Origin of the sequence: Pedobacter sp. MR2016-24 (assembly GCF_026239655.1) — a bacterium.
In the GTDB taxonomy this organism is placed as follows: Bacteria; Bacteroidota; Bacteroidia; order Sphingobacteriales; family Sphingobacteriaceae; genus Pedobacter.
Genome location: NZ_JAPIVO010000007.1, coordinates 51353 through 64007, shown reverse-complemented (window position 1 = coordinate 64007; position 12655 = coordinate 51353). Strand labels below are relative to the sequence as shown.

Here is a 12655-nt window from a genome sequence, read left to right as displayed (position 1 = left end):
ATACTTTACAATCCTGTAACTTTAGGCCATGCTTTTCAACCCGTCTCTATATCCCGGATTCTTTTTAATCGCGCTCGGTGTTATTTTCAGTATCTGGAAACAGAAATTAACGCCTGCTGCTGCGATTACTGGTGCCTGCTGCGGACTCATTATTTACGCGGGCAGTGGCTACACGGGCTTATTATTGCTCACCGCCTTTTTTATGATGGGAACCCTGGCCACAGGTATAGGCAGGGCAGACAAGCAAAGTTTTGAACGCAGGGAAGATCAGGTACAACGGAATCCTGCACAGGTACTCGCCAATGCAGGAATGGCAACACTGCTGGCTTTGCTGGCATTCCTGTTCCCCGTACATGCGGCTGTATTCCAGCTGATGCTCGCAGCAAGTATCGCCTCTGCCACGGCGGATACCTTGTCTTCAGAATTGGGTATGTTATATGGCAGATCATTTTATAACTGTATCACCTGGAGAAAGGAATCGCGGGGCCTTGATGGTGCCGTCAGCCTGGAAGGGACCATGCTCGGCATTGCAGGGGCAATAGTCATTGCGATCATGTACAGTATTGGTTTCGGCTGGGATATCAGTAATTTTATGATCATTGTGCTTGCTGCAGTGGTTGGAAATTTTGCAGATTCACTATTAGGCGCGCTGCTTGAACGACGGAGATATCTGGGTAATGATGCCGTCAATTTTCTGAGCACCCTGGTCGCGTCGATTTTCTGCCTGTTAATCAACTATATGATCACTGTGTAATTAAATTTTGACTTTAATCGTCATCTTAAATCTATATCTTGCCGCAATTGTGAAAATCATTCCTTAAATTAAGCTTAAAAAGCACGGTTGGGTGTTTTTTTAAGCTGGTTCTTCCCGGATATGAGATAAAAACAAGGTAAACTTTATTAAATGAAACATACACTAAAAATAGGATTAGATTCTGCCGCTCCCTTTCCTATGCACAGCGATTATAATTCTGATTTATTTGAAGGGTTCGAGGTAGATCTGATCAAAGAATTGTCAGCATTGCTGGATCTTGAATTACATTATGAAGTTTCATTGTGGGCAGATATACTGGAAAAGCTTTATAAAGGAGAGCTTGACATGATCTGTTCCGCCGTTACCATGACCACATCGCGCCAGATGATCCTGGAATTCAGTAAACCTTATCTGGCTTTCCAACTCTGTGCGGTCATCAAAAAAGGAAATATTTTAACGGATATCAAAAGCTTTCAGGGCAAAAAGATAGGCATCAGGACAGCTACTGAAGCAGAAAAGTATGTGATGGCACAATTTCCGGGAAATGTAACCGTTCATGCTGAAACAAATAACGAATTATACCAGAAATTACTGGCAGGCAGGATAGATGTACTGATAGATGATTCGCCAATTGCAGGAGGTTTCCTGAAAAAACATCCCTCACTTCACATAGGTATGTTTATGCCCGAAACGGAGTCGAATTATGCAATTGCGATGAAAAAAGGGGATGTTGAACTGAAAAATGAAATTAATGCTAAACTGGAGCTGCTGATGGCGAATGGAACGTACCAGACCATCCATGATAAATGGTTTAAGCAGATTCAATTAGTGATCTGATGATCACTAAATAAAAAATAAGAGCGTGGGAAATAAATCGGGAGATAAGAAGAAGTCGAAACACGACGATAAGTCTAAAAAGAAAAAGACTTGCTGTGAAAAGTACAAAAGGGGTAAGCGATGTAAAAATTGTCCGCTTGGCTAGGAACTACAACGCCCTAATTTCTTACTTTCGAATCCTTAATCGCGCCAAACACAATTGCGTTCAGCTGTACCATGTTATCCAGCTGCGCTTCTGCAACCCATAAAAAGTTATTCATCACGACGTCAAAGATAGCTGCTCTCGGACCGTGTCCCGGACCTAACCGGTCAAAATAATTGTAGCATTCCAATACAGAATGGCATCTGTAAAACCATTCCTGGTCTAATTTACTGTTGATGTTTATGGCTAAGTATCTCATCATATTTATAAATTTGGTGATGGTATTAAAGTTATAGCATGGTATTTCAATAAAAAAATATTTTACACGAAGGGCCTGTTTCATTACACGAACGTATAGGATTAGGAGGACGAACGCTTATTTTCACAGGGCTAAAATTCAACTGATTACCGGCGAAATGTACAGATCCCGCAAACAAAGAGACCCCTTTTCTGCTTATATGGATGTTATTTAACATTTATATACAATGGAAAAAATGATTCAGGCTTTGTTTCTCAATGAAACAGATGCATTTAAAGGGTTAAAGGCAATTCAGGAATTAGCAGCCGGGCAGGATATCTCTCTGGGCGAAACATATGTCTTAAGCAAAGATGCCAGCGGCAGTGTGGCTATTCGCTCTGCTAAAGACCAGGCGGAAGGTTATAGTGCAATCGGGGGAGGTATTATTGGTGGTCTGATTGGTCTGCTGGCCGGACCATTGGGTTTCCTGGTGGGTATCGGAGCGGGAATGGTTGCCGGTGCTGCGGGAGATACAGTCAGGGCAGAAGGAGTTTCAGACTACCTGGACCGGGTTTCTGAAAATATCCCTGCTGGCGGATCTGTTCTGGTGGCGCATGTTTGGGAAGATTGGGAAACACCTGTAGATACAGCGTTGCAGCCGTTTACGACTGATATATACCGGATGCCGATTAATGATGATGTATTTGTTCATGCACAGTCAGAACTTGACCAGGTAAATGCGGAAATTGTTGATGCGGAGACCGGATATCTGGGAGCGGACGAGAATGATAAATCTGCATGGAATGAGAAGTTGCTGCTGTTAAAGATTAAAAGGGAGTCATTACTGGATAAGTTTAATGGTAAGAATGAACACCAGGAGCGTCAGTATACGGAGTGGGTGGATCAGCATCACCATCATCTGGATCGCGGTGTAGATAAGGTGTTGCATGATAAAGAGAAGCATGACAGGCTGGAAAGTCGTATAGCAGAACAAAAAGCCAGGTTAGCACAGTTGAAGGAGAACAGGTAATAATTTATTGTAAGCTGCTTGCTGACGATTAAGAATAAAAAAAGGCTTGTGTTAAATTTCGTCTCAACATTTTGCTGAAGGGCAAAATCTTGCAGGTCGAAATTTAACACAAGCCTTTTTTTGCGTATTGCATACCTGTACAGTGCCAGGTTTTAGAGGGCCAGGCATGCATAATTATCATAAAATAATTACCTGTGGTAATGATGCATCCGGGTCTGTGTAACCAGACATTTTATACGTATTTCATATTAATACTACTTATTTAGTAGAATTAATTGTATGTTCTTAATTATTCTTCTATATTTGGTTCCAGAACCACGGTTTAGCGGGATGTACCGCCAGATCAAATTGTAATCATTACCCTTTGAACCACTATGGAAGCACAATTACTTAAGCTTAATGTTACGCTCTTTCAACACAGATCTGTGTACTGTTGTTGTTCTTTTTGTTGTTGCTGATGTTCTTCAGCATAGGTATCTCCAGATAGGTATCATTACTATTTTTCTGTTTATGGTTTAGCGCTGAAATAGCGGAGTGCAGGGCTATGTCCTGATTTTATCAGCATGCCATCAAACAGGTCAAATCAACAACAGAAATTACGGCAGGGATTACAGCAGGTGATCCATTAATCAATATTGAAATGGCAACAATAGATCAGCCTGAGCTTACAGGCGCTGAATGGAAGGGATGGCAAAAAGTACTTTTCAGGATAAGTTTTATCTATTTCTTTTTACAGGCGGTACCGCTGGACTGGAAATATTACCGGCACCTGCTGGGGATAGACTGGCTCCACCTGAGCTTCAGGGATATTTTCAATATCGCTAAGTATACACCACAATTTACGAGTTCAGATTATGCTGCGCAGGATTGGAGACAGGCGGGTTTTGCCGACTGGGGTTTTATCTTTTTACTGGCCCTCGTGGGCGGCTTAGTGTGGTCGTTGAGGGATAAACAGCGTGTTAATTATGCAAGGCTTTATTATTATTTGCTTGTTTTGGTGCGCTACCGGCTGGCGGTTGCGGTGATCGCTTACGGATGGCTGAAATTGTTCGCACTGCAGGCACCTTATCCTTCTGTCAGCAGTTTAAATACACCTTATGGTGATTTCACCAGCTGGAGGCTTTTTTCGCTGAGTCTGGGTATTGTTCCGGGCTATCAATCCTTTCTGGGAGCAATAGAATTACTGGCAGGTCTGTTCCTGCTGTTCAGGAAAACAGCTCCGGTTGGTGCAATTATTATCGTCTTCTTTACGGGCAATGTTTTCATGTCAAATCTGGCCTATGAGGGTGGAGACGTGGTATATAGCTTTTATCTCGTGATACTGGCTTTGTTTATTGTTGCGTATTATGCAGAACAAATTATCAACCTGCTCATCTTAGCTAAACCAGTTGCACCGGTAGTCGTTCCTGTTCAGTGGAGCGGCAGGGCGAAAAAACTGCGTTTGGGCCTCAAATCCATTGTAGTCCTGGTTTTTGTAGTTTTTTATGGCATTGGCGTTTACCGTTCAGCGGTAAGGGGCAATTATCATTTCAGCACATCACCCGGACTGAAAGGACTGGCTGGATTGTATACGGTTAATAGTTTTAGTGTGGATGGACGTGTTTTACCTGCTTCTTTGATCGATACCATTTGGCAGGATGTGGTTTTTGAAAAATGGGCTACACTCAGTATTAAGATCAATACCTATTATTCGCCTGTAAATGATAACAGGGAAGGGATTCCTGCGCAGGATGGAGGGGACGCTTTTGAGTCGACCGCCACAACAGGCCGCCACTATTACAGCTATCAGGCTGATACCGTTAAAAAGGTGCTGATCCTGAAGGATCTGACCCATTCCGGGGAAAATGCCGGCCAGCTGTCTTATGCACTTCAGCCAGATTCGACCGTCATTCTTAAAGGTAATGTGAATGGTAAAGCAGTAGCAGCGATCCTTCAAAAGAACCATAAGATATATTTACTCAAGGCTTCCGAAAAGGGGCGCAGAGGTAGTTTGAAACTTTAATTTTTTTATAAGATGTCTGCCACAAACATAACGGCTGATGCGTACAGCCAGCCACCTTTGATCTGGAAGCCTTATCAAAAGGTATTGTTCCGTATCTCTTTTATATTTTTTATCCTGATGTCCATCCCCGAAAATCCGGGCTGGTATACACAGGTGTTTACGTTCGACTGGACAAGTCTGCATTACAGAGATTTATATGATATTGCCCGTTTTCAGCCTTCACTCACCCGGGGGGCTGGTTATTACGGTTATGCCGACTGGCTGATTCTCCTTGTGGCAGCGATTATCGGTGGCACTATCTGGTCGCTGGCCGATAAAAAGAGGAACGAGTATAATGTATTATATTACTGGTTAACGGTCATCATCAGGTACAGGGCGGCTATCGGGATCATTGGTTTTGCCTTTACAAAGGTATTGCCGGTACAAATGCCCTATCCGTCGACGGGTATATTAAATACCAATTTTGGTGATCTGACCGCACAGAAAATTTACTGGCTTTCGATCAGTATTGTGCCATGGTACCAGGTATTTGCAGGAGTTGTGGAGCTTAGCGCAGGAGTTTTACTCTTTTTCCGCAAAACGGCTACGCTGGGTGCAATTATCTTATTCGGCGCATTGGGCGATATTGTGTATGTGAATTTCGCTTATGATGGCGGTGTACATGTTTACAGTTCCTATTTTGTGCTCTTTGCGGCATTCCTGATTGCGAAGGACATTCCTAAAATTTATAACCTGTTGATCAGGGAACGTTATACTATTCCTGTTAATTTTAATATTCAGCTTCAGCAACGCTGGCTGCAACTTACGCGCATCTTTCTCAAAACGGGTGTCATTGTTTTATTCCTTTTTGTATTTTTCTATGTCCAGCTCAACAACTTTATTTATGACCCCTACAAACAGCCGGCAGCAAAAGGTATTGCTAAGCTGAGGGGGTATTACCAGGTGAAAGAATTCAGGCTCAACAATGTCAGCATACCTTATAGTCCGCAGGACAGTCTCAGGTGGCAGGATGTAACCTTTGAAAAATGGACCACCCTCAGCTTTAAGCAGCATAAGCCTGTGGTGCTCGACCTTTCCAACGGTGGCGGTTCGCCAATGCGGGATATTAACCGTACGTTCGAACTGGCAGGAGTTGCCGGTGGCAGACGGGTTTTTTATTATGAAGCAGATACGGTCAACCAGGTATTGTATCTCCAGGATAAAAACAGGGGAGCGAATGAATTTGCGCTGGCAGCTAAGACTTCGTTGAAAAAGAAGAAAAGTACCTATAAAAACTTTTTATCAGATCAGCAGGAATATGAACTGCTGGAGCCTGATGGACTCACCGGCAGGAGAAAGAAAGGGATTACGAGTGAACGTGCCCAGGAAACGGACAGGAATACGATGGTATTGAACTATAGGACAACAGATGGTAAAGAAGTTGTACTCAGTGGAGTGGATGAGCATAAGGACTCGGTATACGTTGTGCTCCGGCGTCTGGATAAAAAATATGCCTTAAAACCTGGTCAACTGAACGCAGGAAAATATTAAATGGGAACAGCGAAATAATGGGAGCAGGACAGAAAGAATTTGATGCGGTGATTGTAGGATCAGGACCGAACGGACTGGCAGCAGCGATTACGATGCAGCAGGCGGGGCTGAGCGTGTTACTGATCGAGGGCAAAGCAGAGATTGGTGGTGGTTTAAGAACTGCCGAACTCACTTTGCCCGGCTTCAGACATGATATCTGCTCAGCAGTTCATCCTATGGCGGTGGCATCTCCATTTTTTCAGTCTTTACCGCTTGCTGCACAGGGACTGGAATTTATACAGCCTGGCTTTGCCGCAGCACATCCTTTTGATGATGGTACTGCAGCGGTATTATCCAGATCGCTCGCACAAACGGCAAAATCTTTAGGGGCCGACGAGCAGGTTTACCTGGATCTGATTGGCCCGCTCACGGAACATTGGGACAAGCTGGTGGCTGATATTCTTTCTCCGCTGACGATACCGTCCCATCCTTTACTGATGGCTCAGTTCGGATGCAAAGCACTGCGCTCCGCCGAAAGTATTTCCCGAAAATTCAGCACCAGAAAGGCAAAAGGTTTATGGGCGGGGATGACTGCACATGCGATACAACCCCTCAGCAACCTGACGACCGCTGCGATTGGGATGGTACTTTCTGCTGTCGGACATGTGCATGGCTGGCCTATTCCAAAAGGCGGTTCTTCATCAGTGGCAGCTGCTTTAGGTGCACATTTCATTTCCCTGGGCGGAAAGATCCAGACAGGCCTGATGGTCAAAACACTGGATGAATTACCTGCTGCGCATGCCGTACTGCTTGACGTGACCCCTAAACAGCTGCTGGAAATCGCAGGAGATAAATTATCATGGCTGTATCAGCGCCAGTTGCGTAAGTATGATTATGGGATGGGTGTTTTTAAAGTCGACTGGGCTTTGTCTGATCCTATACCTTTTACGGCGGAAGAGACCAGGCAGGCGGGAACCGTTCATATCGGCAATACTTTCGGGGAGATTGCACATGGAGAAAAGCTGTCTTCAGCCAATATTCATCCTGAACAGCCATTTGTATTGCTCGCTCAGCCCAGCGTATTTGATGCCTCCAGGGCACCTGAGGATAAACATACGGCCTGGGCTTACTGTCATGTACCCAATGGTTCTTATGAAGATATGACGGCAGCCATAGAAAACCAGGTGGAGAGGTTTGCACCAGGTTTTAAGGACGTGATATTGGATAAACATGTAATGAACACCCGGCAGATAGAAGCCTATAATCCCAATTATATTGGCGGTGATATCAATGGGGGCATTATCAACCTTGCCCAGCTGTATACCCGTCCCGCCCTGCGGATCTCGCCTTACCGGACTTCAGCTAAAGGAATTTATATCTGTTCTTCATCCACACCGCCCGGAGGAGGGGTACACGGCATGTGTGGTTACCACAGCGCGCGACAGGCATTAGCGGATGTCTTTCATATGAAAATTCCTCATTTACCGCAGAAAATTGAATAAAATAGCACACCAATACCTAAAAAAATGACCACAAAAAACAAATCTTTCCAACTCCATGAGGATTGGGCCGTAGTTATCCTCGGCGCACTAGTCATCGTGCTGGCCCTTTTTCTCTACGTAGTGCCTGTTCCGGTTTACAAATGGAGCAGCAGTGCAGAATTGAGCGCTAATGTGTTCAATGGTAAAAACCTCCGGGTACTGCTGATCCAATTCCTGTTCACCCTCACTATAGGGGCAATCGGGGCATGGCTCACAGGTAAATCTGTACGTAATTTCATGCTGGGCTTTCCGGCAGTGTATTTACTGACTATTTTTGCCCTCGTTCTTGCAGGCAATACATTCATCAAATCCATCAACCTGGAAGCGGTGATTTTCAGTCTGGTGATCGGACTCCTGATCGGTAACTTTTTTAAGCTTCCCCAATGGTTCCGCGATACTTTGTCGACCGAATTGTTTGTTAAAATCGGATTAGTCCTGCTGGGTACCACGGTGATCTTCTCGGATATTCTTAAAGCAGGTTCACTCGGACTCATTCAGGCACTGGTTGTGGTACTCTCAGTCTGGTATTTCGCTTTCTGGCTGTGTAAAAAGCTGAAAGTGGATGATGAACTGACCATGATGATCTCCAGCGCGGTATCTATCTGTGGCGTTTCTGCAGCAATTGCCACATCAGGCGCCATCAAAGGCGATGCGAAAAAGCTGTCTTACGTCATCTCCATGGTGCTGATCACAGCGATCCCGATGATGATCTTCATGCCTTATATCGCTGCGTACTTTAATTTTCCGCAGCAGGTAACCGGTGCATGGCTGGGTGGTAGTATTGATACAACCGGTGCTGTTGTGGCATCCGGCAGTCTGGTGGGCGAAGAAGCACTGAAAATCAGTACCATCGTTAAGTTTTCTCAAAATGTACTGCTCGGTATTGCGGCTTTTGCCATCAGTATCTACTGGTCCTATAAAAAAACGGAGGCGGGCGACGAAAGTCGGGAGAAACCAACCTTAAAAGTGATCTGGGAACGCTTTCCAAAGTTTGTACTTGCCTTTTTAGCCGCATCTGTTTTGTTTTCATTCTTCCTGCCTGATACCCAGGTGGCACAGGTGAAGGATAGTTTAAAAAACCTGCAGAATGCCTGGTTTACTTTGGCATTTACCAGTATCGGACTGGAAACCAATTTCAGGGACCTGTTCAAAAACGAAAATAAAAAGCCCTTATATGCATTTCTGCTGGCGCAGCTGTTCAATGTCATTGTCACACTGATCATCGCCTGGTTATTATTTGGAAGATAGGGAAAGCTGTCGGCTATACCGAGGTATCAGAATAAGAAGAGTGGATATCACATCATAACTCAAAGGTTTATAAACAGATCTTAGCATCTCCCGGAGGTGGCGAAATGATCAGCATAAAGAGGAGGATATAAAAAGAGAGATTTACAATAAAGGTCGTTGAGCGGAGCAGTTCAGCACCTGCAAACAAACGACAAAGAACAAAAGAAAACAAGGGGAATACCAAGTATCCCCCCAGGGTTTAAATTAAAGAAGCAGGATTTCGCTTGGACCCGACGCCTGCCTCCATCCATAAATTATTCCATCTGTAAAAGTATGCAAAGTTTCAGAATAACAAAACTGACAGCGAAGGTCAGCGGCTTGTTCATCTTATACCTGTTTGTGCCCCTGATATTGGCTGCACAGACAAAGCCCCTCATCAATTCTACACTCAACGGGAGAGTGCTTGACGCGAAAGCAAGAACACCACTTCCCGGCGCAAGGGTGCATATCAAAGGCACCACACATGAAGTATCCGCAGATGCGGATGGTAAATTCAGCTTCGTCACCGGGCAGAAATTCCCTTATACGCTGATCATCAGTTTCGTTGGTTATCAGCAAAGGGAAGTGACCGCAAATGGTGCCTACATTGATGTAGAGCTCAAAGAGTTGCAGAATGACCTGAACGACGTTGTTGTTGTCGGTTACGTCACCCAGCAGCGCAAAAATATGATCGGCTCCATCACTAAGGTCGACCTTGCTGATACCAAATCCATTCCCGCGGGCAGTTTCGACGCGCAGTTACAGGGTAAGGTAGCGGGTGTACAAATCTCTTCCAATACGGGTGTTCCCGGCGAAGCAATCAATGTCCGTGTACGTGGGGCTACTTCTATCAATGCAGGAAACGGGCCTTTGTATGTCCTGGATGGTGTGTTCATGAACAGCCGTAGTCTCCAGACAATCGGGACAGGCGGTAAGGCAACCTCACCCATATCAGATATCAACCCGGAAGATATCGCTTCAGTAGAAGTCCTGAAAGATGCGGATGCAACAGCATTGTATGGCTCACGTGGCGCAAACGGGGTGATCCTCATCACCACGAAAAGAGGGAAATTCAACCAGAAGCCGAAAATCAATTTCAATACCTCTTTCGGCTGGTCAAAGGCAGAGAAATTATGGGAGCTGACCACTGGTCCGCAACATGCTGCGCTGGTCAACGAAAACTGGATAAATACAGGTAATCCTTTTGCTACGCGACCTTTTCGTCCTGTTGCGGAAGGTGGACGAGGTTTGCCTGAAGAGCAGCAGACTTACGACAGGCTGGATCAGGTTTTCAAAACAGCCGGCCTCCAGAATTATGACCTTTCCTTATCGGGCGGTTCTGCCGAAACAAAATATTACATCGCTGCCGGTTATAACAAACAGGAATCCATACTGAGTCCCATTACGTTCGACCGTGCCAGTTTTAAGGTAAACCTCGATCAGAAGATCAATGATAAAGTTACCATCGGTGTCAGCAATACTTTCGGCCGTACACACCGGAACCAGGCCAGGGCAGGTGATGGTCCCGCAGGTGGTCTGCTCCAGGCAGCACTGCATACGCCAACCTACCTTTCACCGGTAAATGAGCTGGGGGTATCTGTAGGCCGTGCAGGTTTCGATAACGTGGATCTGCTGCTTAAATATTACGATGTCAACTCAACGAGTTTACGTTATATCGGGAACCTGTATGGGGAGGTTAAATTTTCGCCGAACCTGAGTTTCCGTTCCAGCGTTGGGGTAGATTACAACAATTACAATGAGTCAGAATACTGGAATACATTTTTGATTTCCGGCAGTCCTAATGGTCTGGCTACCTCAACAATAAGCCAGTCTACCTCACTTATTAATGAACAAACACTGACCTATAGAAAGACCGCCGGAAAACACGGTTTCGGCTTACTGGTGGGTAATACTTTGCAAAGTGATGTGGCCACTTTCACCGGTGCCACAGGGAGAGGTTTTGCGAATAATTCGTTCAAACAAATCTCTTCTGCTTCTACGACAACGAGTAGCCAGGGATGGTCAAAAAATACCCTGGCTTCCTTCTTTTCCAAAGCAGATTACAGTTTTGATGGAAAATACCTGTTTGATTTAATTATCAGGGCAGATGGTTCGTCCCGCTTTGGCGACAATAACCGTTGGGGATATTTTCCTTCTGCGGGTGCGGCATGGCGACTAAAGAAAGAGAACTTTTTGAAAGATGTGGCTTTTATCAGCGACTTTAAAATCCGTACCAGTTACGGAATTACCGGGAACCAGAATGGCCTGGGCGACTTTGCTACGCTCGGACTCTGGAACGGCGGAAGTTCCTATCAGGATAATCCGGGTATTGCGCCACAGCAGCTGGCCAATCCGGACCTGAAATGGGAGCGTACCAAACAGTTTAATATAGGAACTGATCTGTCGCTGTTCAACGACCGTATAGGGATTGAATTCAATTATTACCGAAAATATACCGACAACGGCCTGCTGCAGGTAGCACTGCCGGCTACTACAGGTTTTGGTACCTACACCAGCAATGCTGCGGAAATCAGTAACAAGGGTTTTGAGTTGAATATCAGTGCTGTTAATATTAAAACAGATGATTTCAGCTGGAGCACTTCCTTCAATGTTGCGCAAAACAAGAACAATATTGAAAAACTCAGCACAGCACTGAAATACGGCAGTCGTGATCTCATCCTGCAGCAGCAGGGCTCGCCTTTATATTCCTTCTGGCTGTACAAAGAATTGTATGTGGATCCTCAGACGGGTAATTCGGTTTACGAGGATGTCAATAATGATGGAAAGATTACCGTGGCAGACAGACAGATTTATGGTAATATCTGGCCTAAATTTTTTGGGGGGCTCACCAATAGTTTTACTTATAAAGGGTTCGACGCCAACCTGTTTTTCTCTTTCTCTTATGGCAATAAGATTTATAACCATAACCGCTTTTTTGGTGAAGGCGGAGGGGCGAGGGATGCGGCAAGGGTGATTTTTGCCAGTAACCTGGACAGGTGGCAGCAGCCGGGTGATGTGACTGATACCCCTCGTCCGGATGGTATCAATATCAATAACTACAAAGACGGTGGCAGCCGGTGGCTGGAAGACGGTTCATTCCTTCGTTTAAAATCGCTCACCTTCGGTTATACCTTACCAAAGTATGTCACACAAAAGGTTAAAATTGAAGGCCTGCGCTTTTTCGTGATTGGTACCAACCTGCTCACCATGACCAATTATACCGGTCTTGATCCGGAATCCAGTGTCTCCAGTAATCAGAATGAACAGGGAATAGATCTTGGCACACCTCCGCAACCCAGGGGAATACAGATCGGGCTTAACGTTACTTTATAAATG

Annotated in this window: 9 protein-coding genes; 8 read left to right on the top strand and 1 reads right to left on the bottom strand. The window is 45.1% G+C overall.

All coding sequences use genetic code 11. The annotated features are described in order from the left end of the window. Window positions 1-28 precede the first annotated feature (28 nt). Both OQX62_RS18750 and OQX62_RS18745 read left to right on the top strand, forming a co-directional pair. Window positions 29-754 carry a DUF92 domain-containing protein gene (locus OQX62_RS18750; RefSeq protein ID WP_265833157.1) on the top strand — a complete coding sequence of 242 codons (726 nt, stop codon included), beginning with the start codon at window positions 29-31 and terminating at the stop codon, window positions 752-754. A gap of 150 nt (window positions 755-904) precedes the next feature. Then, the gene (locus OQX62_RS18745; protein WP_265833156.1) at window positions 905-1591 is read left to right on the top strand and encodes a substrate-binding periplasmic protein; all 687 of its coding nucleotides are present in this window, start codon (window positions 905-907) and stop codon (window positions 1589-1591) included. Between the two features lie 158 nt (window positions 1592-1749). On the opposite strand, the gene OQX62_RS18740 is transcribed toward OQX62_RS18745, so the two are convergent. After that, window positions 1750-1995, bottom strand: a complete 246-nt coding sequence (locus OQX62_RS18740; protein ID WP_265833155.1) for a hypothetical protein — start codon at window positions 1993-1995, stop codon at window positions 1750-1752. Window positions 1996-2218: 223 nt separating this feature from the next. On the opposite strand from OQX62_RS18740, the gene OQX62_RS18735 reads away from it, so the two are divergent. The 6 genes from OQX62_RS18735 to OQX62_RS18710 all read left to right on the top strand — a co-directional run bounded on the left by OQX62_RS18735 (window position 2219) and on the right by OQX62_RS18710 (window position 12652). Continuing rightward, window positions 2219-3001, top strand: a complete 783-nt coding sequence (locus tag OQX62_RS18735; RefSeq protein ID WP_265833154.1) for a DUF1269 domain-containing protein — start codon at window positions 2219-2221, stop codon at window positions 2999-3001. Between the two features lie 640 nt (window positions 3002-3641). Next, a complete protein-coding gene (locus tag OQX62_RS18730) occupies window positions 3642-5003 on the top strand; it encodes a DoxX family protein (protein ID WP_265833153.1) in 1362 nt (453 codons plus the stop codon). 12 nt (window positions 5004-5015) lie between these two features. Beyond that, window positions 5016-6533 (top strand): hypothetical protein, encoded by a 1518-nt coding sequence (locus OQX62_RS18725; protein ID WP_265833152.1) that lies wholly within the window; start codon window positions 5016-5018, stop codon window positions 6531-6533. A 17-nt stretch (window positions 6534-6550) separates the two neighbouring features. Further along, window positions 6551-8014 (top strand): phytoene desaturase family protein, encoded by a 1464-nt coding sequence (locus tag OQX62_RS18720; RefSeq protein WP_265833151.1) that lies wholly within the window; start codon window positions 6551-6553, stop codon window positions 8012-8014. 24 nt (window positions 8015-8038) lie between these two features. Then, window positions 8039-9301: a YeiH family protein gene (locus OQX62_RS18715; protein WP_265833150.1), complete on the top strand. Its 1263-nt coding sequence runs from the start codon at window positions 8039-8041 to the stop codon at window positions 9299-9301. A gap of 312 nt (window positions 9302-9613) precedes the next feature. After that, a complete protein-coding gene (locus OQX62_RS18710) occupies window positions 9614-12652 on the top strand; it encodes a SusC/RagA family TonB-linked outer membrane protein (protein ID WP_265833149.1) in 3039 nt (1012 codons plus the stop codon). The last annotated feature ends 3 nt before the right edge of the window (window positions 12653-12655 follow it).

What these genes read in the sequence shown, in the direction of transcription:
- OQX62_RS18720 (WP_265833151.1), top strand. Translation starts at nt 6,551, where the DNA reads ATGGGAGCAGGACAGAAAGAATTTGATGCGGTGATTGTAGGATCAGGA.
- OQX62_RS18715 (WP_265833150.1), top strand. Translation starts at nt 8,039, where the DNA reads ATGACCACAAAAAACAAATCTTTCCAACTCCATGAGGATTGGGCCGTA.
- OQX62_RS18740 (WP_265833155.1), bottom strand. Translation starts at nt 1,995, where the DNA reads ATGATGAGATACTTAGCCATAAACATCAACAGTAAATTAGACCAGGAA.
- OQX62_RS18730 (WP_265833153.1), top strand. Translation starts at nt 3,642, where the DNA reads ATGGCAACAATAGATCAGCCTGAGCTTACAGGCGCTGAATGGAAGGGA.
- OQX62_RS18745 (WP_265833156.1), top strand. Translation starts at nt 905, where the DNA reads ATGAAACATACACTAAAAATAGGATTAGATTCTGCCGCTCCCTTTCCT.
- OQX62_RS18710 (WP_265833149.1), top strand. Translation starts at nt 9,614, where the DNA reads ATGCAAAGTTTCAGAATAACAAAACTGACAGCGAAGGTCAGCGGCTTG.
- OQX62_RS18735 (WP_265833154.1), top strand. Translation starts at nt 2,219, where the DNA reads ATGGAAAAAATGATTCAGGCTTTGTTTCTCAATGAAACAGATGCATTT.
- OQX62_RS18725 (WP_265833152.1), top strand. Translation starts at nt 5,016, where the DNA reads ATGTCTGCCACAAACATAACGGCTGATGCGTACAGCCAGCCACCTTTG.
- OQX62_RS18750 (WP_265833157.1), top strand. Translation starts at nt 29, where the DNA reads ATGCTTTTCAACCCGTCTCTATATCCCGGATTCTTTTTAATCGCGCTC.